The organism is Paenibacillus donghaensis (genome assembly GCF_002192415.1).
Taxonomy (GTDB): Bacteria; Bacillota; Bacilli; order Paenibacillales; family Paenibacillaceae; genus Paenibacillus_AQ; species Paenibacillus_AQ donghaensis.
Genome location: NZ_CP021780.1, coordinates 1570316 through 1592501 on the forward strand (window position 1 = coordinate 1570316; position 22186 = coordinate 1592501).

Annotated in this window: 19 protein-coding genes, 1 pseudogene and 1 other annotated feature; of the genes and pseudogenes, 12 read left to right on the forward strand and 8 right to left on the reverse strand. The window is 48.2% G+C overall.

All coding sequences use genetic code 11. The annotated features are described in order from the left end of the window. Positions 1 to 4 precede the first annotated feature (4 nt). The 5 genes from B9T62_RS06520 to gmd form a co-directional block, all read right to left on the reverse strand. Positions 5 to 1048 (reverse strand): O-fucosyltransferase family protein, encoded by a 1044-nt coding sequence (locus B9T62_RS06520; RefSeq protein WP_087914526.1) that lies wholly within the window; start codon positions 1046 to 1048, stop codon positions 5 to 7. 37 nt (positions 1049 to 1085) lie between these two features. After that, entirely contained in the window at positions 1086 to 2261 is a 1176-nt protein-coding gene (locus B9T62_RS06525) for an O-fucosyltransferase family protein (RefSeq protein ID WP_087914527.1), read from the reverse strand. Positions 2262 to 2312: 51 nt separating this feature from the next. After that, entirely contained in the window at positions 2313 to 3389 is a 1077-nt protein-coding gene (locus tag B9T62_RS06530; RefSeq protein WP_087914528.1) for a mannose-1-phosphate guanylyltransferase, read from the reverse strand. A 54-nt stretch (positions 3390 to 3443) separates the two neighbouring features. Beyond that, positions 3444 to 4373: a GDP-L-fucose synthase family protein gene (locus B9T62_RS06535; protein ID WP_087914529.1), complete on the reverse strand. Its 930-nt coding sequence runs from the start codon at positions 4371 to 4373 to the stop codon at positions 3444 to 3446. A 78-nt stretch (positions 4374 to 4451) separates the two neighbouring features. Next, positions 4452 to 5474, reverse strand: coding sequence for a GDP-mannose 4,6-dehydratase (gmd, locus tag B9T62_RS06540; protein ID WP_087914530.1), 1023 nt, complete (start codon positions 5472 to 5474; stop codon positions 4452 to 4454). 488 nt (positions 5475 to 5962) lie between these two features. Between gmd and B9T62_RS06545 the strand changes: the two genes are divergently transcribed. Both B9T62_RS06545 and B9T62_RS06550 read left to right on the forward strand, forming a co-directional pair. After that, entirely contained in the window at positions 5963 to 7246 is a 1284-nt protein-coding gene (locus B9T62_RS06545; RefSeq protein WP_169834340.1) for an IS91 family transposase, read from the forward strand. After that, positions 7209 to 7463 (forward strand): hypothetical protein, encoded by a 255-nt coding sequence (locus tag B9T62_RS06550; protein ID WP_087914532.1) that lies wholly within the window; start codon positions 7209 to 7211, stop codon positions 7461 to 7463. The genes B9T62_RS06545 and B9T62_RS06550 overlap by 38 nt, the downstream gene beginning before the upstream one ends. Before the next feature lie 150 nt (positions 7464 to 7613). Here B9T62_RS06550 and B9T62_RS06555 read toward each other — a convergent pair whose 3' ends face one another. Beyond that, a complete protein-coding gene (locus B9T62_RS06555; RefSeq protein ID WP_157685479.1) occupies positions 7614 to 7919 on the reverse strand; it encodes a hypothetical protein in 306 nt (101 codons plus the stop codon). Positions 7920 to 8093: 174 nt separating this feature from the next. Here B9T62_RS06555 and B9T62_RS06560 point away from each other — a divergent pair, with 174 nt between their 5' ends. From B9T62_RS06560 to B9T62_RS06580, 5 genes are all read left to right on the forward strand, one after another. Further along, positions 8094 to 9347 (forward strand): stalk domain-containing protein, encoded by a 1254-nt coding sequence (locus tag B9T62_RS06560; protein ID WP_087914534.1) that lies wholly within the window; start codon positions 8094 to 8096, stop codon positions 9345 to 9347. Between the two features lie 49 nt (positions 9348 to 9396). Then, positions 9397 to 10245 (forward strand): MBL fold metallo-hydrolase, encoded by an 849-nt coding sequence (locus tag B9T62_RS06565; RefSeq protein WP_087914535.1) that lies wholly within the window; start codon positions 9397 to 9399, stop codon positions 10243 to 10245. Positions 10246 to 10376: 131 nt separating this feature from the next. Then, entirely contained in the window at positions 10377 to 11330 is a 954-nt protein-coding gene (locus B9T62_RS06570) for a radical SAM protein (RefSeq protein ID WP_087914536.1), read from the forward strand. A gap of 370 nt (positions 11331 to 11700) precedes the next feature. Beyond that, positions 11701 to 12717 (forward strand): bile acid:sodium symporter family protein, encoded by a 1017-nt coding sequence (locus B9T62_RS06575; protein WP_087914537.1) that lies wholly within the window; start codon positions 11701 to 11703, stop codon positions 12715 to 12717. 270 nt (positions 12718 to 12987) lie between these two features. After that, positions 12988 to 15021, forward strand: coding sequence for a methyl-accepting chemotaxis protein (locus B9T62_RS06580; RefSeq protein WP_087914538.1), 2034 nt, complete (start codon positions 12988 to 12990; stop codon positions 15019 to 15021). 1271 nt (positions 15022 to 16292) lie between these two features. Here the strand turns inward: B9T62_RS06580 and B9T62_RS38755 are convergent. Together B9T62_RS38755 and B9T62_RS06590 are read right to left on the reverse strand one after the other, a co-directional pair. After that, complete coding sequence (locus B9T62_RS38755; protein ID WP_157685480.1) at positions 16293 to 16610, reverse strand: hypothetical protein; 318 nt, start codon at positions 16608 to 16610, stop codon at positions 16293 to 16295. Positions 16611 to 16699: 89 nt separating this feature from the next. Next, a complete protein-coding gene (locus tag B9T62_RS06590; RefSeq protein ID WP_087914540.1) occupies positions 16700 to 17161 on the reverse strand; it encodes a hypothetical protein in 462 nt (153 codons plus the stop codon). A gap of 395 nt (positions 17162 to 17556) precedes the next feature. On the opposite strand from B9T62_RS06590, the pseudogene B9T62_RS41690 reads away from it, so the two are divergent. From B9T62_RS41690 to metG, 5 genes and pseudogenes are all read left to right on the forward strand, one after another. Then, positions 17557 to 17952, forward strand: a pseudogene (locus B9T62_RS41690) (transposase); the annotation flags it as partial. Between the two features lie 194 nt (positions 17953 to 18146). Beyond that, positions 18147 to 18347 carry a hypothetical protein gene (locus tag B9T62_RS06600; RefSeq protein WP_157685482.1) on the forward strand — a complete coding sequence of 67 codons (201 nt, stop codon included), beginning with the start codon at positions 18147 to 18149 and terminating at the stop codon, positions 18345 to 18347. A 107-nt stretch (positions 18348 to 18454) separates the two neighbouring features. Then, complete coding sequence (locus tag B9T62_RS06605; RefSeq protein WP_342746158.1) at positions 18455 to 19462, forward strand: TIR domain-containing protein; 1008 nt, start codon at positions 18455 to 18457, stop codon at positions 19460 to 19462. Next, complete coding sequence (locus B9T62_RS06610) at positions 19459 to 19683, forward strand: hypothetical protein (protein ID WP_087914542.1); 225 nt, start codon at positions 19459 to 19461, stop codon at positions 19681 to 19683. Before B9T62_RS06605 ends, B9T62_RS06610 begins: the two co-directional genes overlap by 4 nt. A 311-nt stretch (positions 19684 to 19994) precedes the next feature. Beyond that, positions 19995 to 20260 (forward strand) — a binding site (T-box leader). A gap of 41 nt (positions 20261 to 20301) precedes the next feature. Continuing rightward, entirely contained in the window at positions 20302 to 21942 is a 1641-nt protein-coding gene (metG, locus tag B9T62_RS06615) for a methionine--tRNA ligase (protein WP_087914543.1), read from the forward strand. The last annotated feature ends 244 nt before the right edge of the window (positions 21943 to 22186 follow it).

Consider the following 22186-nt stretch of genomic DNA (forward strand, 5'->3'; position numbering starts at 1 on the left):
TTGGTTAATCACCTCCGTACAGACTTGGGTATTGAGCCCGGTGTTGCTTGGCCCGATGTTTTTTGGTGGCCCATTCGGCTTTTGCCCTTTTGCGGGTGTTTCTCTTATCCTGCTTCAATGTTCTGTAGAAAAGCTTAATGTGGCTGTCCGGCCAATCCTTCAGGCGGTTGACGAAAAAAGAGACGTTGGAATACCCGTTGCCGATAAAATAGTCGCATTTGGCGGCAAGGTACGTATCTTTGATGATTTCGATGCCTTTTCTTCTTTTTACGACAAAGTTCTGCAGATGGGGAGCCTGGTCAACCGAGTTGCGGGGAGCTCTCACGCAATCGGTGTATACGACCATGGGACCGTAGCGTTTGTTGAAGTCATCAATAGAATCATCACAATCCGTTATCAGGAATATCCGGCCGATGCCTTCCTTCAATACTTTACGGATTTCCCCATCGTACTGCTTGTTAAGCTGTGCAAGATTCTCCACCTCGCGTATTTTGTCGCTGGCCCGGATATGGACGCCAAGGAGAGGCCGGTGGTCCTTCAGATGCGCATTGTGAAATTCATTGATTTCCGCTTCAATATCCGGTTTTAAGCGTAAATATTTACGGATCAACTGACGGTAGATCTGTATTGCGCTCATTCCGTACGCCCAGTGATCCTTCGGAATATAAGCGAGCAGCGGCCTTGAGTAGAAATGGACGTCACTGACGGCCACATCCGCCTTGCTGGCCATGAGTTCCCCAATACCGCGGTGAAGCCGCGCCGTCTTATCCAGATCCTCGACCAAGGCGTTGCTTGCATTCCAGATCAGAGGAAAAAAAGTGTGTTCCGGCCGGATTACATCATTTATGGTGTGTGAGGAGACAGGTTCATAGTATAATTCAAAGGCATTTGTATCAATATATTCACTATATAAGCTGTGCGGCCCCCAGTACACCACAGGTATCCGTTTCGTCAGCTCAGCTACAAGCAGTTGCCCGGTCAGGTGGTCCATATCCGACCAAAATCCCCACCCCCACGTCTTAATAAGCAAGAATTTTTGCTCGTGCATTCGTATGGAGCACCTCAATTCTTTGGTTTTTAATGAATTAACGCTCCTTCAATTGCTTCCAAGCGCGGGACGCACTATAAGCGAGCTGCCTGAATTTGCCTACGTACTTATTGTCAGGATACACGATGGAGTCCACCTGCGAATAATGGACTGTTTTCGAATTTTCCGGTACCCAGTACATCAATTTGTAATTGGTATTGGCCCAATCCTTAAGATACGTGACCGCTTGAGACATTTTTGAATAGCCATTACCGATGAAGAAGTTGCAGTTCGCGGCAATATAGGCGTCCAGAATGGCGTCTATTCCGTTTTGACGACGGTGCATATGCGTTTCGAGATAAGGAGCCTCGACGTCATTAGCCGAATGCCGCAGCGCATCTGTATGCACAAGCATCGATCCATACAACTGCTGGTATTCTTCCAGAATTTCCGTGCAGTCTGTGAGCAGGAAAATCTTTTTGATGTTGAATTTCCCAAGCATATACTGGATTTCCTTATGATAGACCTTGTTGGTCGACTCAAGTTTGTTCACTTCATGAATCCGGTAAATTTGATGAATCTTAAGTGTATCATTGGTGTTCTGCTCAGGCTTTCTTTTCAGCTTATACATCTTGGAATGATAGCGTTCGTTTAAATTGTGCTCAAATTCGTTAATGGTAAAGTTTTCGCGGACATGAACAGCCAGCACAGGTCCTTCATGCATAGAATTGGAATAAAAAAACTTATTGATCCTGTTTGTCAGGTCTGGCTTTAGTTTCAAATATTTATGCATCAAAGAACGGTACATCTGCACTGAATTCATCCCGTATAAAGGGTGATCCTCTCTAACAAGAGAGGGGATGGACAGTTTGTTCGGATACGTGTCGCATACCACGACATCAGCATCGCTCTCCAGCATTTCCCCGATGCTCCGTTCGGTCAGCGTGACCTGCCCGGGATCAGGCAGCAGCAGGTTGTCATGCTGCCATGCGGAGGGGAAAAAGCTGTATTCTGGTTTCATTAAGTCTTCGATTACGTAGTTAGATATCGGCTCAAAATACATGTCAAAAGCGTTATTATAAACCTTTCCGTTATAAAAGCTGCTGCTGCCCCAATGCACTACCGGAATTCTTCCAGTCAAATCTGCGAAAAGGAGCTGTTCGAGCAGTTGGCGTACATCCATCCAAATACTGTGGCTGTAACCTCTGATGAGCATAAATCGTACCCGTTCCATTTTTCCTAATCACCTCCGTATTTCCTTTACGTCAAGGGGATAAGCGCAATTTCAGGTCCGTTCCCCGTATCCGATGCGTTTCAACAACTGGACGAACGCTTTGACATCCTGGGCCCGCTCCTTGGGACAAACCAGCAGAACATCCTCTGTTTTGATAATTATCATATTCGAGACCCCGATGGAAGTTACAAGTATATCGCTGCTGTATATTACAGAATCATGAGTGTCCATTCCGATGTGGCTGCCGCTGACGGCATTACCACTGCTGTCCTGGCCGATCATTGTAGCCAGCGAGTCCAAACTGCCGATATCATCCCAATCGAAGTAGCCCTTAATAGCCGTAAGGCTGCTGCTTTGTTCCAGCACACCGTTATCGAACGATATATCGGGTAACTGGCTGTAAGCCTCCTCTATAGACGAATCGTAGGAAGGGGAGTCCGACTGGTCCAAAACTGCTGACAGGATATTGAAGTGTTCCGGCATATGCTGCTGAATTCCGGTCCTGAAGGTCTGCAGATTGCCTGCGACCATGCCGCTGTTCCACAGGTAAGCCCCGGATTCTACGTAGGTGCGGGCAGTGGCCATATCGGGTTTTTCCTTGAACTGCAGTACACGGGAGATATGATTGGAAACGGATGGTTTGCTCGGATCAATCTTAATATAACCATAGCCGGTGGCCGGGTAGGTCGGATTCACACCAATGATGGTCAGAGCGGAGCTGTTTATACTCTCCCTATACGCTTGGTGGATCGCATTAAGGTACTCATATTTGTTGTTGACAAAGCTGTCAGCCGGAATGAAACAGACCGAGCCGGTCTGAAATCGACGTTCCAGCCATAAGGCCGCATAGGAGATACAAGCCCCGGTATTTTTACGGAGTGGCTCAAGTATAATATTTTGCACAGGAATGATTGTCTTAAGCACTTCACGGGTGAGCTCTGCATAATTTTTGTTAGTTATGACAAAACATTTGTCCGGCGGAATCAGTTCGGTAATGCGCGCAAGGGTCTGCTCCAGCATGCTGCTCATTCCTTCCACGCTGATAAACTGTTTTGGCTTGTGTTCCCTGGAGAGGGGCCACAGCCGCGTTCCAGCACCACCGGCCATGATAACCGCATATTTATCCATTTTTTCACCTCCCCGATATTGAGCTGCAGAATGCGAAGCCTGTCGTTTATGAAGTTACTTAACGTGGTTCAGATAGTAGCGGTAGGTTTTATCAAGTCCTACTTCCAAGCGGGTTTTCGCCGTCCAACCGAGCTTCTCCATTTTAGATACGTCCAGCAGTTTGCGTGGCGTTCCATCCGGCTTAGTGGCATCAAACAGCAGCTCGCCGTTGAAACCGACAACAGACTTCACCATTTCCGCCAGTTCGCGAATGGACAGATCCTCTCCTGTACCGATATTAAGGTACTCCGTTCCGTCATAATGCTCCATCAGGAACACACAGGCGTCCGCCATGTCGTCGATATACAGAAACTCCCGCCGCGGATTTCCCGTACCCCACAACTCCGCGCTGTGCTGATCTGCTGACTTGGCGGCATCAATTTTGGCGATCATGGCTGGAATGACGTGGGAGTTGTTGACATCGAATTGGTCGTTCGGCCCATATAGGTTGGTGGGCATAACGCTGATATAATTGGTTCCATACTGGCGATTATAGTACTGGCACATTTTGAGTCCTGATATTTTAGCCAGTGCGTAGGCTTCATTCGTCTCTTCGAGCGGACCCGTAAGGAGGTACTCCTCCTTAATAGGCTGAGGACAGAGCTTGGGATAGATGCAGGAACTGCCCAGGAAAATAAGCTTTTTAACACGTTTCTTAAATGAACTGCGTATAATGTTGCACTGGATAAGTTCATTTTCCATAATATAATCTGCGGGAAAGGTGCTGTTCGCCCCAATCCCGCCGACTTTGGCAGCCGCCAAAAACACATAGTCAATGTCCGTCGTTTCAAAGAAATGTTCCACTGCCGCCTGGTTTGTCAGATCAAGCTCCTGCCGTGTTTTACCGATGATATGCGTGTATCCTTTATCCTGCAGGTTTCTGATCAGAGCGGAGCCGACAAGGCCTTGATGTCCAGCTATATAAATCCGACTGTTCTTCTCCAACAAAGGTGACTCCTTTCTCAGTTGAGGTGTAGGTTGCAAATAGATGAAGTGAAGCTAATCCTGCAGACAGGGTATCCATCAGACACCCTGATCGCTCTTGACCATCATTTCAACAAGTTCCTTGAAAGATACTTTTTTCTCCCAGCCCAACCTCGTTCGCGCTTTGGCCGGATCGCCAAGCAACAGATCGACTTCGCTGGGCCGCAAATATTGTTCGCTGACCGTGATCAGTACGCGTCCCGTACTGGCATCAATCCCTTTTTCGTCCTTGCCTTCCCCTGTCCAGGCAAGCGTAATTCCGGCATGGCGGAAGGCAAGCTCACAGAACTCTCTTACGGTATGAGTTTCGCCTGTAGCTATAACATAGTCTTCCGGCTGCTCCTGCTGCAGCATCAGCCACATCGCTTCCACATAGTCGCCGGCAAAGCCCCAATCCCGCTTGGCATCCAGATTGCCGAGCACAAGACGCTCCTGCTTGCCATTCAAGAGGTTAGCGAGGCCGATTGTAATTTTGCGAGTTACGAAATTCTTGCCCCGGCGCGGCGATTCATGGTTGAACAGGATCCCGTTGCAAGCATACAGATTGTAAGCTTCGCGATAGTTAACGGTTATCCAGTAAGCGTACAGTTTGGCGACGGCATAAGGGCTGCGGGGATAGAACGATGTTTGCTCACTTTGCGGAACTTGCTGAACAAGGCCATACAATTCGCTGGAGGAGGCCTGGTAGAACCGGATGCCGGGGTTTACTTCCCGAATGCTTTCCAGGAGGCGCATCGTACCAAGTGCGTCTACATCCGCCGTGAATTCCGGAATATCGAAGGACACTCTGACGTGGCTTTGCGCACCCAGATTGTAGACTTCAGAAGGCTCAATCTTGTGGAGTAGCCTGCTTAAGCCTCCCGGATCTGCAAGATCACCATAGTGCAGGACGAAATCCGGCCGGTCCCCGGAGTGACCTTCCAGGAGATGATCAATTCTTTCTGTGTTTATTGAGCTGCTTCTGCGGACCATCCCGTGAACTTCGTAACCTTTGCTTAGCAAAAGTTCGGCCAGATAAGAGCCGTCTTGACCTGTCACACCAGTAATAAAAGCTTTTTTCAAGTGGGTTTCATCTCCTTTTTTTTGGTATAGTCTATGTATATGAACAAGAATAGAGATGGTTTGGACAATTGTACGTTGGTTATATATTTGAGTAAGATATACCTCATCCAAGCCAGACAAAGACTGAAACCAGTGCAAATGACAGAGCTCTTGTTGGCTAATGGGAAACTAGTAGAGTAAGGGAGGACGGCGATGCCGTTTCTACTTGAAGTATCAGAAAGTATAAAATCATGGGTTGAGGGAGTCCCTTCAAAAAGGATATGAAAATTAATCATTCTATTAAGGGCTACATAAGAGGAACACAAGAAAGGGAATTCCCTCTAATTCCGATGACACCCGCCGAAACGGAGGATAGTTAGCTTTTTACACGTAGAAGCAAGGCGAGAACACACAAAGGACCTGAGGCAGAGCCTCAGGTTTTTCTTATTGTATAGGAAATTATAGAGTGTAAAAAAATGTGGATAACTCCGATGAAAAAAGGAGGAGGGATGGACGTGAAGAATCAGGAGAGGTGGAAGAAACGAGGAGTCATCCGGCAGATTTTAAAAGATCACTTTCATGGATTCATGGAAATGCACGGACATCATCTGCCCAAGGAACTCCACAGTAGCATGATAGAAACCGTGAATAAAGCGATACGCTGTGGTACACGGGATATGGGCTATGCCAGATATGAGTGCAAGGGATGCACGGAGGGAACGCCGGAACCCGTGTTTATTTGCTTCACCTGTAAAAGCCGTTTTTGTCATGGATGTGGGAAGAAATATACGGATGAATGGGCGGAAAAGCAGCAAGAACGAATACTAGATGTACCTCATCGCCACCTCGTATTTACAGTGCCTGAAGAACTACGCAAGGTATTCTTTCAAGACCGGCGGAAGTTAAATGAACTGAGTAACCAAGTGGCCAAGGTCATTCAATATTATTACCGGCGGAAAAATAAGAGCAAGAAATACGAAGTCGGTGTGATTACCGTGATTCATACCTTTGGCCGTGATTTAAAGTTTAATCCGCATATCCATGCGCTAATTACGGAAGGCGCGCTAGACCGGAACAAGGAGTGGAAGAAGGCGGAGTATATCTCGTATGAGTACTTGCGGAAATCGTGGCAGAAACTGCTACTGGATTTAATGATGAAATGGTATCCGGAGGAAGAACGTATAAAGAGACTGGTGAATGAGTTATACCAGCGCTATTCGCAGGGGTTTTATGTGAATGCGGAGCAGCGGATGAAAAATGCCCGAGGAGCAGCGAAATACATTGGGCGCTATTTGGCGCGTCCGGCGATCGCGGAGTACCGGGTAGTAAGCTACAACTACCACAAGGTGCACTACTGGTATGAGGATCACCGAACGGGCAAACGGGTGGATGTGGTATCGCCGGTAATGAAATTCATTTACGATCTGGTGCAGCACATTCCACCCAAGCATTTTCGGATGGTGGGGCGCTATGGTCTATACAGCCGGGGGAAAAACAAAGAGTCACAAAAGGTAATTAATCTGTGGCGGTACATGGTCCACAAACAAATCGAGATGACTTTTCCAGCGGAGGAAAGGAAGAAGAAAAGCTACCGCCAGCGGATGCTGGAGAGCTATGGGCGAGACCCGATGCTTTGTCCCTGCTGCAAGCACCGGATGTTGCTTGTGGTGATTTGGCATGCGGAATATGGGAGAATTTATTATTATGACGAGCAGCGAGAATATGAAAACCAAAAGAAATGGGGGATACGAAGTCATGGGAAAAGAACAGGGCCAAAAGTCCGGACAGGATAAAGAACAAGAACTGGACCTATGGAATCCATGGGAGGAAGAAGAGGAGCCAGAGGTATGGATCGATTATATCTGCGTGAAATGTGGGATGATGGACCCTGTACCTGAATTTATAGTAGCCGAGTGTTCGTATGAACTGGAAGGCGGAGAATCCCCAGAGTTTTTCTGTCCTGTTTGTAATGGAACCTTGGTGAGAAAAGAAGAGCCAGCGGATAAATAACCGCTGGCTAGAAAGTTATTCACCCGCCAGGGTGATTTTGTTCTTTGTGTAGGAAATTATGGTTTTTTTCTGTTGATGATAAGGTATGTATAAGTGGCAAGAAATTCTACCGCTAGTTCATGGGGGAGGCCTAAGTAGTAACTCTTTTGGTTAAATAGTCATAATATCTTGCGCATTCCGCAGGAACAGCCCGCCCTTGCCGTTAAGGTCTTGCGCATTCCGCAGGAACAGCCCGCCCTTGCCGTTAAGGTCTTGCGCATTCCGCAGGAACAGCCCGCCCTTGCCGTTAAGGTCTTGCGCATTCTGCAGGAACAGCCCGCCTTTGACCTTAGCCTCCGGCGTGCATTCCGTCAGGGATAGCGGGCCAGCCCATGCGGCGTCCAAGCGGTCCCGTAGGGATAAGCGCTCCCACCTCCCCAGCCTCCTAATCACCGTACCGCCAGGCTCATTCGCCAAATTTGCGGGTGTCCAGAGGGTGCAGCCCTTTGGGGCCCTCCCTTGGAAGGGAGGGTTTGGGAGGGATCGAAAGGTTCGATTTCTTTCTTTCATCTATTTTGCTAAACTACTAAACAGTAGTAGAGTTATATACAAGCCTTGCTCATACTCTAGCAGAATGGAGACTTATCACTCATGACTAGTAAATTAGCTAAATTATTCCTCGGAGTTACCCTCACATTCGGGAGTCTTACAGTTATACCGCAGAGCTCAGCCTATGCAGCAGCCGGAGGGGTCAGCATTATGCTCGACGGGTATCCGCTGCCCTTCCCTGTAGCACCTGTAATGATGAAAGGTACCACAATGGTGCCGTTCCGGGCGATCTCGGAAGCGCTGGGCATTCAGGTGGAATGGAACCAGAAGGCGAGGAAGATCACCGCCACGAAGACGGATGCGGCAGGCAAGAAGACGGTTGTACTAACGCTGGGCAGCAAAAATGCGGTCGTAAACGGCGCAGTGGTCCCGCTGGCGGTAGCCCCGCAGGATATCCGCGGCACCACGATGCTTCCGCTCAGCTTCTTCGGCCAGCAGTTTGGGGCAGGGGTGAGCTGGAGCCAGGCGACGAAGACGGTATCCATTACTTCGCCGAAGAAGGACATGTACACGCTTGGCTTCTACGCACTGGAATCGTATGATCAGATCGCGATGCTTCCGAGCTTCGATGCGGCTGCTTTTGGCTGGAGCCAGCTTGATCAATCCGGGCAGTATACCACTGCGGTCAAGCCCTGGCGTTGGCCGCAACCTGCCGGTGATGTGACGCCGGAGTCGATTATCCAGAATGCAGCTGCCGCCGGTACAGCACCATATCTGATGGTATTCTCCGAAGATGGCAGCCTGGAGCTGACCAAGAACCTGGAGGACAAGCAGCTTCAGGAGCAGACGATCAGCGGAATTATAGATACAGCGGTACAGAACGGCTTCAAGGGCATCGCGCTCGATCTGGAGCAGCTGGGCTTCAGCGGGGACAAAGCGAAGGCGAAGGCGGATTATAATGCTTTTGTGCAGAAGCTCACCCAGCGTGCTCACGCCGCCAATCTGCAGGTTACCGTCATTGTGCACCCGCTCAACAGCGCGTATACCGGCTATGACTACAAAACGCTGGGCACGCTCGCCGATGACCTGATCCTGATGGCTTATGCTTATGGCGACCAGAAATCCCCCGAGCCTACAGGACTTGTAGATGAAGCCATCCGGCTTGCGTTGAAAGAGGTAAATAAGGATAAGCTGATACTGGGGATCTCCACCGCCAGTGAGAACGAAAGCTCGATGAATACCAAGATCGGATTGGCTAAACGATATAATCTCAAAGGTGTGGCGTTCTGGCGGCTGGGGATTATCGGCACGGCGGAATGGGCGGAAATGCAGAAATCGCTAGAGCTTCAGCCGTAACAACAATTACAACAAAGAACCCAGACCAAGGAAAGGCAGGCGTTGTTTAATGAAGAAACAGGATGAACGCACCGGTGCAATAATTATTCAGGAGGTCAACCGCACAGAGGTGCCTTACGGTACAGTGGCGGTCTGGTTCCTGGGGCAGGAAAGTGTAATTATCAAAGGCGACGGGGTTACGCTCTACATTGACCCTTATGTGTGTCCCAACCCCGACCGCACATTCCCGCCTCCGGTGGCTACGGAAGAGATCACGAATGCGCAGATATGCCTGATCACGCATGATCATTCCGACCATCTGGACAAGGATGCCCTGCCACAGATCATCCGCAGCAACCCAGGACTGCAGGTGGTGGCTCCGGGTGTGTGCAAGGACCAGCTGCTGGAGCTTGGCCTGACAGAAGGGCAATATCTCAAGGCAGAAACGGCTGAGTGGTTATCAATCGGCTCCAAGCTGAAGGTGCTGCCGGTGGCTGCTGCGCATGAGCAGCTGGAGTGGGACGAGCAGGGCCACCCGAAATATGTCGGGTATGTCATTCAACTGAATGGCGTCACGCTCTATCATGCCGGAGATACAGTGCTGTTCCCGGAACTGGTGGAGACGGTAAGCGGGCTTGTCATTGACCTGGCCCTGCTGCCAATCAACGGCCGTGACTACTTCCGCAATAAGCGGAATATTGCCGGCAACATGAGCTACCGGGAAGCAGCTGAATTCGCTGCAGTTGCCGGATTCGATACAGTGATTCCGCTGCATTATGACATCTTCGCCGGCAATGCCGAGAATCCCGGCTATTTCGTCGACTATCTGTACCGCCACTTTCCGCGTCAGAAGAGCCATGTGATGGCTCCTGCAGAGCGGTTTGTGTATGTCTCGCCGCGCGCTTTTTTGAAAGAGTAGGATAGATGCCCTGCCGTCTCCAAAGTACAGCGATAGAATAAAAGTCACATATTCCTCCGCCGCAAAGCATTATAATCGTTAAGGCCTGCCTTCATGGCGGGCTTATTCTAATTTGTGGAGGACGTTGGGTCATGAGCACAAGATATAAATCACTGGAGCTGGACAAACCGCTCACCTATGAGCTTGAGGGGCTGGAGATCGGAGTCACCTCCAACTGTAATTTTCGCTGCGATTACTGCTGTGCCTATAATAGAAATGACGGACAATCGCTGGATGCCAAAGAGGTAATCCGGATTCTGGAGGAGCTGCCAGGGCTGAAGCGGGTACGCTTGTCCGGAGGCGAGGTTACGTTGAAGTTCCAGGAATGTGTGGAGATCGTAGCCTACTGCTCATCGAGAGGGATTCAGACTCAGCTGAACTCGAACGGGAGCCTGCTGAATGCGGAGCGGATTGAACAGCTTGTAGAAGCCGGGCTGACCACGATCCATATTTCCTTTAACTTCACCACGGCGGAAGCCTTCTCCCGCTATTACAATATTCATCCAACGATCTATGCCAAAATCAGAGAAAACATCACGATGTTCGCCGCCACCAGCGTCGATGTGGTACTGGAAACGCTGCTGTTCAACGAAACCGAAGGCCATATGCAGGAGATCAGCGAGCATGTGTACAGTATGGGGGTACGCACGCATGAGATTCAGAACAGTATCATTATGGACCATACCGGCTGGAAATCGATTGCTGCCCGTGAGCAGCTGAAGCTGGCCGTTCAAGAGCTGATCGACAATAAAAAGCAAGATACTGTGCTGTATTTCACCTGCATGGACCGTTTTATGGAGGCGCTGGGCTTCCAGGAGGAACCGGGCGTGTATTTCCCGCACTGCATTGAAGGCAAGAAGCAGCTTCATCTGCACGGCAACGGTGATATCCTGATCTCCGAGCTGTGCCATCCGGTCATTATCGGCAACATTTATCAGGGAACCTCCCTTAAGGATCTTTACAGCAACATGCCTGCTCCACTGGCGAAGTTTCTGGATAAGCAGCCTTGTCCGGCGCTGGATGCACTGTTTCCGCAGGGAGTCTAGACCAAGTTACAGCAAAAAGGGCACTTTCCGTAAGAGGCGAGTGTCCTTTTTCTGTGGCGATGCCGCTTATTCCGCTCAGAAGGCCAAATTAGATGCTTTCGGAGTTAGGTAGAGTTTAAAATGCCCTGGACTTGGGGCGCAATATGCAGCATGATAAAGAAATCTATCCTTACCGTGACTATGCGGAAGGCCCATCTGATCGAGGCAGCGCTCAAAGAGAATGATCCCGGACTCTTCATGTCACCCATGTGAGGAGGTAGACGGTCTGAAACTGGAGGATGAAGCATTCTGCCGTTATATCCAGAGACAGCTGGAAATTAATTTTACAGATAAGGAATGTATGAGGCTTCATACATAAGGTGAACTGCCCATGTTAGCTAATGTAAGGAAAGGGCTGATCCGCTCCAATACCTTTCTGGAGAAAATCATGCCGCTGATCACGCCCACCGCCATTGCCGTCGGCGTTCTGAGCGAACAGACCCTGCTGCCGCATACGGGCCTTGTGCCGTGGATTTTTGCCTTCATGACACTGGTCGGCAGCTTCAAATCGAATATGCACGATATGGTGACGGTGCTGCTGAAGCCGCAGAAGCTGCTGATCCTGATGCTGATTCTGCATGTCGTGATGCCGCTGATTGGCTGGCTAGCGGCGATGGCGATTTTTCCGGGTGATGTGTATACGGTGACAGGGTATGTACTGCTGTTTGCGATCCCCACCGGTGTGGTGAGTGTGGTCTGGGTGTCGATCTATGGGGGCAATATTGCGCTTACGCTGGCACTGATCTTACTGGATACGCTGCTCTCGCCGCTGATCGTGCCGGGTACGCTGTACTTGCTGATGGGAGCGAGTGTGGAGATTGAGATCGGGGAGATGATGAAAGGTCTGCTGTGGATGGTGGTGCTGCCTTCCCTGGTCGGGATGCTGCTGAACCAATGGACCAAGGGCAAGGTCAATACCGTATGCGGCCCGCCGCTGGCACCTTTTGTGAAGGTGGGGCTGTTCGTGGTGGTCGCCATCAATGGGTCGAGCATTGCGCGTTATCTGAAGCATCCCGACGGCAAGCTGGTGCTGATTATCGCAGTGACCTTTGTGACAGTGTTGCTTGGCTATGTGATTGGAGCTCTGGTGGCGCGGCAGCGGCGCTGGAGCTATGAGGACGCAGTGGCGGTGCAGTTTAATTCGGGCATGCGCAATCTGAGTGCCGGTGCTGTACTCGCGGTCAAATATTTCCCTCCCGCCGTGGCCCTGCCGGTCATCTCCGGGATGCTGTTCCAGCAGATTCTGGCGGCCTTGTTCGGTTATTTCATTCGTGCCCGCGCCCGGCGGCTGCTGAGAATTCATGCGCCAGTGCAGCCTGCTCCGCCGGAGCGGCCGGTTTCCCATTAGCAGAGCGGGCCTCAGAGCAGCGCAGCACGCCTAAGCCAATTCTCCGAAACTACATAAGAGGCAGAATGGGCAAACGGGCCTGTTCTGCTTTTTTCATACAAATAAAGTCATAATTCGACAAAAAGTGATTTTATTTTTGAAAATACGTGCTAAATATATTCATTATCTATTGCTCATTTCCGATATTAATTGTAATAAATGTAATTGCATTGGGTCCTGGCTATGTATCGAACACTAAAGATGAATGAGGCGGAAGGATGTAGATCCCAGATGAAGATTCGAATGAAATTATCAATCATGATGATAGGTGTAACCCTGTTGTCCACTGCAGTTATGGGGGTCTTTATCTACAATAAGTCATCTGAAACCATTCTGGACTTGACCGAATCTTCGATGAACCAGGTGACCACGAACAAAGCGGAAACAATCGAAGCCATGATTGAGAAGGAGAAGAGAAGCATAGCGCTGGTGGCCGGTGAGACCGAGATCAAGCAGCTGCTGCTGAGTTCGCAGAACGGCGGGCTGGCTTCCAGTGGAACGCTGCAGAACACTGTGAATACCAAACTGCAGGAGCAGGTTAAGGATGCCGGCAATCTGGAGCATATGTTTGTGGCGAACCTGCAAGGTATTGCGGTCGCGGATAGTGATACGAAGCTGGTGGGGACGGATTTCAGTGAACGGAATTATACGATCAACGTCTTGAAGAGCGCACAGCCCGGGATCAGCGAGACATTGAAATCGAAAGCTACGGGTGCTTACGTGCTGGCTTTTGTACATCCGGTGACCAGTGGCGGCAAAATGATCGGGTTCGTGGCGTCGGCAGTTACTACCAACAGTCTGATTACCTATCTGGCAGATTCCAAGGTAGCCAATGCTCCGTCCTCTTACGCGTATCTCGTCGATGAGACGGGAAATATGCTCTATCATCCGGACGAGACCAAGGTAGGTTTGCCGGTGGAGAATGAGCAGATACAGGCCGTCGTTGAACGGGTGAAGGCAGGAGAGAAACCCGCGGCTGGGGTGATTGAGTATACGTTTAACGGAATGGACAAAAAAGCGGCTTTTACCGTTCTCCCTGAAACTCAGTGGACGCTGGTGCTTACGGGCGATCTGCAGGAAATTATGTTGCCTGTTGATAACATGACAAGCTATATCCTGTTGCTGGGACTGGGCAGTCTGCTGCTGACGCTGATTATCGGGGTCCTGATAGCTGGTAGAATCTCTTCGCCGATTGTGAAATTAACTGAAATGATTAACCGTACCGCCGAGTTGGATCTGAAATATGATGCCCAGTATGAGCACTTAATTAAGAATAAAGATGAAACCGGCACGAGTGCCAAAGCGATGTTCCGCACGCGCAGCTCGCTGCGCGAAATGGCCGGAAGCCTGATTGCCATCTCGTCCAAGGTGCTGGATAATGCGGTAACACTGGAGAAGCTGTCGAATGACGTCAGGGAGAATGCCCATGACAATTCGGCAACCGCCGAGCAGCTCTCGGCAGGCATGGAGGAGACGGCGGCGTCCACCCAGGAGATGACAGCGGCCATCCACGAGATCGAGAATAATGTGCTGCAGATCTCCAGCCGGGTCCGTGAAGGGGCTGAGGTGTCCGGGCAGATTACCGAGCGGGCGCTGGTGCTTCAGCATGATGCCGTTCAATCGATAGACAACGCGAAGCACCTGTATCAATCGGTAAAGGCTGATATGCAGAAGGCCATAGAGCAATCGCACACGATCTCGGAGATCAATGTGCTTGCAGATACGATACTGTCGATTACCAGCCAGACGAATCTGCTCGCGCTGAATGCAGCCATTGAGGCTGCCCGTGCGGGCGAAGCTGGCAGAGGTTTTGCCGTGGTGGCAGGTGAGATCCGTAAGCTGGCTGAGAAATCCTCCGAGACCGCTTCGGGAATCCGCGGGGTGGTCAGTGGCGTAACCGCCTCTGTGCAGCAGATGCAGGACAACTCCCAAGCCATCCTCGCCTTCATCGACCAGAATGTGCTGGGTGATTACGAACGGCTGACGGAAGTCAGCCAGCAGTATAACAGTGATGCCGCAATGGTGAATGAGCTGATGAACCAGTTCGAGACAGCCGCTGACCATCTCGGCACAACCGTGTCGAGCATTGCCATAGCCGTGAGTGAAGTAGCGGCCACGGTGAATGAGGGGGCGATCGGAGTGCAGGATATCGCGGTCAAAACGGCGGATATCGTAGAGAAAACCTTGCATGAAGCCACGATGGCAGATGAGAATACGCTCAGCGCCAAAGAGCTGCAGCAGCTGGTTGAGAAGTTTAAAATCTAAAGATATGCACAGGAACCACCCCCGCCCGAATTCGGCGGGGTTTTTTTCTATTACAGGAATAAAAAGGGTGTACCTATGACATTAATAGGAAGATTCGTTACTACTTAGGACCCTGCGAGGATATAGAAGGTTTACTTGCGAAGGTTAGGAGATCGCACTACCGTAATCCAAACCCTCCCCCACCCGAACTTCAGGTAACCCACGTCCTAACGGACCGTATAGCTCCTGTTTCCTCATTTCTGCGCTGGTTTGGAATGTAACGGACCGCATAGCCTCTATATCGGAAAAACAGGCCTTACCTAGTGGGTTTCGGCTTGAATAGGGGCTCCTGAGTCCGTTAGAGCTGCAAAACAGCCTTCTTACAGCAAATAGGGGTTCCTGAGTCCGTTAATAGTCTGAAAGTTAATCGCTGGTTACGGGCGACAGCCTTCCTTTGTTATGCTTAGCCTTCTTGTCGCGCCGTGTGGTATGACAGGCTCGGACGAGTAACACAAGGAACACAAGGGGGCTCTAAGTAGTAACGAAGATTCATTCTATTTCTCTATTTTTGGAAATGATAAAAATCATTAAATTACGTAGAAAATAGTGGTATATTTTACTGGCTAAATATTACATTTTATCAAGAAAGGAGCCGAATATGAATAACTTCTTTTGAAGAATATTTAATACGCATCAGGTTGACTGAAGACTTGTGGCGTTATGTCAATATACTAATGACTTCAAGGAGGAGAAATTAGGTGGAAACCGATCCTCCTGATGAAAGAAGCTATACGAATCTTGATTTCATTATTGTATAGACGAAGAGGCTTTGGATGCAATTAGTGGAAACATTAAAGGGTTCTTGAAAAAAAGTTCATTGAAAGAAACAAGAGGTTTAGTATTCAGAACGTCTATCGATAAAATGGATGAAAATAATAAAGAGGGAATCGCAACGTACATACTCAAATTTTATGAAATACTAGAAAGTAAGATTTCAGATATGCTAAGAGGAAAGTGAAGGGAGGGGAGGAATCAGATCTTCGGTTGGAGTGCTTATTCGGATCGGAGCTACTGTATGAGGAAAAGAAAGTACTAGACCGGAGTTGTTGATTTGATGCGGTTTTCGTTTTTGAAAAGCGTCAGATTTTGAGAAATAAGTGTTAGTCTGAGGCATCAAGTGAGCCTCAACAAGAAACGAACCAGATAATAAATTATTAGACTGAGTAGCCTCGATGAGTTGCTGGCCGGTGTAGCCGGTGGCCAATCATCGCGCCCGGCGTGTCCAGAGAAAATTAGGAGCGTGAGCTGAAGTATCGAGCAGCTGCTGGCATCGTGACCGCTGCCGATCGCTGCCGGCTGTTTAGATTCCAGTCTAATACTTTATTTTCTTCCGAACATCTAAAATGAGGATAATCAACACTTTGAAGTGTTATCCGATACGGTTGACTGTTATTATTATTGGCATATAACTTAAGATAACCAGAACCTGGGGGAATAGATAAAGTATTTGTATAAGTTGGTTCTCCGTCTTCCATACTCAATGACTTTACATCAATTGTTGTTACTTCATGATTTACTCTAGCGTCGACGTTATGTTTTTTCTGCCTCAACACCAATTCTCCTGTAGCATTAAGCTAAGATGAAACAAAAGACTGCCGACAATATCCATCGGCAGTCTCTGCGTTTTTGGCTTGGTGCTTCAATTAACAAATATTTCTTTAATCGAAATTACTTTTTCTCCCTGCGTATAAACCTCAAACGGATTTATCAACGGTTCCTCATTATCTCCATACAAAAAAGCCATAAATTCCTGCTTGCTTTTCGTGGTATAGATTCTATCACTATCCTTATCTTGTACAAACAGAGTCCCTGTATCATAAAATGTATATTCTGTATTGTCGTCAACAGCGAAGGACTTTATATCCTCAGATATATTGTGAATGTAGTAGCCATTAGGCATATCTTCAATCGTCAACCCTAATTCTTTCACTCTATCTTCGTCTTCAGAGTCAATAAACTCGAAATCATCTATTTTGAGCACATTTCCCTCCAAAGCAATATACCCTGTATAGTTTTGTTTCTCGGCTGACGACTCATTACTGCAAGAAACTAAAGAGACACTAAGAATAATAGCTAGGAAAATTATTAATATTTGTTTCATTCCTATCTCCTCTTCTAAGCTGAAATAAAGTTATTTCAATATACTACAGTATACTACTAGAAGGCGTATAAAAAGAAGCATTTTCTGTTCTGTATACTGTATCTTTAGTCTGCGAAGCACCATGTTGAGTATACATAATTTTAACTCCATCACCATAAGTCACCAAAGCGACATGACTTGTCGTGTTCCAATACATTATACTTCCTGCACTCACTTGACTTTCACTCGATTGTTTAACAAAGTATCCCTTATTAACCATATAAATGACAACACCAGTTTGGCCATTGTAACCTGTTCTAAACCAATGGTCTCCAGGCCAGCCGCCCCAACTGGATGCCTGATTCCATTTACCTGTTTTATCTTGAGGAATACCGCCATTAAATGTTTCCCGACTATTAACGACAGAGCAAGTCATTGCCGGCTGGAAACAATACGTAAAACGTCATGCAGGTTTACGGCGGGCCGAGCAGCTTATTACACTAGCTAAACGCAGCGTTGGTGCTACAAAGGCGCTACAAGCCTACAAGTTGCACTTGGGTCAACTGCTCGAAGAATACAACTTGGCGCATCACCAGCTTGAGCAGATTGAACACGAAGTACATCTCGTATTGGAGCGCATTCCCTATGCCCAAAAGTTACTTACCATTCGAGGTGTAAATGTAACCACTCTAGCCGGTGTGTTAGGAGAAGCTGGTGATCTTAGTGGTTACTCACACGGAAATGCCTTACTTCGTCATGCGGGTCTAAATTTAGCTGAAGCCAGCTCTGGGAAATGGCGTGGGAAAATGGTACCGTTTTCATTTATGGATCGATTTATTATTTACCCGTTGAAATGAATTTGAGCCTATTATCAGAAGTTGTACTTATTCTAGGTGTGTATATGTTCATTCTCTTATTATGCTACCTGGTTCTGCTCTTTTCTACGAAACTTAGAATGGTTGTATCCGTGGTCCTTGTCCTGCTCATGTATGCAGTTTTCTCAATTATGAATTATATACCCTATGTAAAATACATCTTACCCGGATATTGGGCACTGAATAGTATCGAATTCTCAACAGGCACAAGCATAGGGATTCTGCTGCTGCAAGTAAGCATTAATCTGCTGCTGCAAGTAAGCATTAATCTGCTGCTGATCGTAATAGTAATCTGTCGAAGCAAGGCTGTATTTAATGCGATTGATTTGTAAAAATCACTGCTTTGCCGGAGACACGAGCAAGAATACTTTCCCCCTTGTGGAGTTGCCTGTATACTTACAAATATAGGATAAATCACTTCTCAAAGGAGAGCGGTACCTTGACAATAACCCATAGTAAGCCGAATGTGTTTATCGGCTGCTCCCGCGAAGCGATCGACTACGCCCGTGCCGTCAGCTCGCAGCTGGAATATACTGCTCAAGTAAACCCTTGGTACGCAGGCACCTTTGGCGCCAATAGCTATACCATGGAAGCACTGGAGGATGAGCTGAACGGCAATGATTTTGGCGTATTTATATTTGCTGCCGATGATGTGGCGCTGATCCGCGACAAGACTGTGTTTATTACGAGGGATAATACGGTATTTGAAATGGGCCTGTTCTGGGGAAGGCTGGGCCGCAAAAGGGTCTTCTGCCTCATTCCGAGGGATCTGGCTGAACGCAATGATCTGATCAAGGATACGAATGTTTCCGAATACCATCTGCTCTCGGATTTGGCTGGACTCACCTTGCTGAGCTATGGCAGGCGCAGTGACGGGAAATATGCGGCAGCCGTGGATACGGCCTGTGGAGAGATCAAGAAGGCGATGGAAGCAGAGAAGGTGTTTCTGAATCCTGAAGTGGCACTTAGGCGCAAGCAGAGCATTTTGCATTTTTTCTGGGAGTATATTCGTAATATTACCATTGTAGATGCCGGTGAACGATATTCGGCATACGCGGAGGCGATCCGCAACGCACTCCTGGCTCCTGCGGAGTTCCGGGTAACCGGGGCGGCCATCTGGAAACAGACCGGGGTACTGATCCGCCAGGTGGGCGGGAATGTCGGGCGTGGCCGCTCGTTCCACATTAGTGACAATGAAGGCAAGACGGAAGGAGAGCAGCGGATTTATGTGATCGACGCCTTCCGCAGCGGAAATTGGACGTTTTTTGACCGCCACGAGATTGCGCAGGTATATATCCTATGCTATCCTTTAGATAGGAATCATGTGTTATCGGTTCATATTACAGGCAATCATACTTTAACGGATGAGCAATTGGCCAAGATTGTGGAAGATAACGATGAGCTGTTGATTACGATCAGAAACCTGGCAGGAGGGGATTCGCCATGAACAAGCGTTCACGCAAAGACATCGCCCGGATCACCGGATCTACCCGCAAGTCCAGCCGGTTGAAACCCGCAACTGAGCCGGTGAACCAAGCGGACAGCGGACAGTGGACCAAGCATTCCGGCACCACCGTGTATATTGGACCTTCCGAAGAGGGCGCTGACAAGGAATATGTCAAACGCATCAGCGGCAAGGTAGACGACAGAAAACCATCCTTCGCATAAACCAACCGCCCTCCGGGCGGTTTTTTGTTTGGTAGTGCTGTTTATACGGACCCTATAGCCTCTATTCAGGCGATTTCGCCTACTTTTTGGCTGTGGCGGACCGTATGGCCGTTATTGTATGAATTCAGGCCTCAAACGAGGCAAAGTTACTTCAATAGCGGCTCCTCAGTCCGCAACAGTACTGCATTAGCCAAATTCAGTACAAATAGAGGCCTCTCGGTCCTTAACAGGAGGCAACGGGGATTAACACAATAATAACCTTGACTTAGGAAATCATATTCAGTATAATTTCCAATAACTTGAATATGCAAACAAAAGCTATGAAGAGAAAGAGTACCACGGTGATGTCTTTTAACAGAGAGCCCCGGTTGCTGAAAAGGGGTAAAGAATAACTTTGGGAATATGGTCTCTGAGCTGCGCATCGAACCCTCATGTGGTTGTAGACTGCGCCGGAACCCGCACCCGTTACAGTGCTAGGGTATAAACGCGGGAAACGCGTCGTACCTGAAGAGGTTAATGCCGCAAGGCATTAATAAAATTGGGTGGTACCACGTGAGCGCAGGCTCTCGTCCCTTTGGGATGAGGGTTTTTTTGTGTGTCAAAAAAGGGGGAGTTTTCATGGCAAATATTTTTATTGGCGGAGCTTGGCCTTATGCGAACGGTTCATTGCATTTGGGACGTTTGGCAAGTTTATTGCCAGGAGATGTGCTAGCACGTTATTTTCGGGCAAAGGGAGAACAGGTATTGTACGTATCAGGGAGTGATTGCCACGGTACACCTGTCGCAGTCCAGGCCATTAAAGAGGGTGTCACTCCAGGGGATATTGCAGATCGATTTCATCAGGAGTTTGCCGAGTGTTTTAAGCAACTGGGATTTACTTATGATTTGTACACACGTACTGACCAAGAATTTCATCATCATGTAGTTCAAGAATTGTTTTTGAGTTTATTGGAAAATGGACATTTGTACAAGAAAGAAATACAGCAGACCTATTGTGAAACAGATCAACGATTCTTACCGGATCGATACGTTGAAGGGATTTGCCCTGTGTGTGGGAACCGCGCCCGAGGTGATCAATGTGATTTTTGTTCAACTCTGTTAGATCCTGAAGACCTGTCAGACAAGACTTGCAAGATTTGTGGGAATCCCCCCACCCAGCGTCCAACAGAGCATTATTACCTTGCGCTCTCTCGATTCCAAGCTGAATTGACCGAGTATGCCAAACAAGCTCAAGGATGGAAAGGAAATGCTATACAGTTAACTGGACGCTACTTAAAAGAAGGACTTCAAGATCGTGCTGTAACCAGGGACTTAACCTGGGGTGTAGATGTACCGCTTGAAGGGTTCGAAGATAAAAAAATCTACGTTTGGATCGAAGCGGTCAGCGGCTACTTATCGGCAAGCAAGCAGTGGGCTGCAGAGACAGGGGGTAGCTGGGAATCTTTCTGGTTGGAAGGGAAGGAGAAAACAATCGCTTATTATGTACATGGTAAAGATAATATACCTTTCCATACAGTGGTTTGGCCGGCGCTACTCTTAGGTGTGGGGGATCTCCATTTGCCAGATCGAATCATATCCTGTGAATACATGACCTTAGAAGGAAAAAAGTTTTCGACAAGTAACAATTGGGCGGTATGGGTACCGGACATGTTGAGTCGCTATCAACCGGATTCCATTCGTTATTTTTTAATAGCAAACGGGCCTGAGCACCGGGATACTGATTTCTCATGGAGGGAGTTCATCCATAGCCACAATGGGGAATTGCTTGGCGCATTTGGGAATTTGGTTAATCGTACATTGGCTTTTATCGACAAGTCTTTTGAGGGATACGTTCCAGACGGTAATCTTAGTGAAGAATGGAAGAGAACTATTGAGGATGGGTACGTTAAGTCCGGGGCCTTAATTGAAGATGGTCATCTAAAGGAAGCCATTGAGCTGATTTTTACTTACGTTCGCCAAGCAAACAAATTCTTTGATGAACAAAAGCCATGGGTACAGATTAAGGAAAACCGAGAAGCGTGTGGGTATACACTGAACACATGTGTGCAAATTATAGTGAATTTATCCAATGTACTGCACCCGTTTATTCCCTTCTCCTGTGAAGAAATAGGAAAGTTCCTAACACTTGAACCACCGGTTTGGAGGTTGACTTCAGTTCCAGCTAACCGAAAAATCCAGAACTTAAAGCTATTGTTCGAGCGTATTGATATTACTCGGATTGAAGAAGAAACTAGTTTATTGGAACAACAGAAATTGTAGTCCACTAGGAAATGACGTGCTATCCTCGATGTAGCTTTTTTGTCGTAGTTTGGCATTTTGCTGACGTAAGCGGGATACAGAGATCATTTATATTTTCACTCAAGGAAAAGGCTATCCTATGCAAGGATAGCCTTTCTTCAAGACTGACGGTACTTGTTGCACCCATAGAGATTCCTTCGGGCCTGTTGATTGCCTGATTGGAGCACCGCACTAGTCCCAACACATCTTTAGTGAAAGAGGTCTG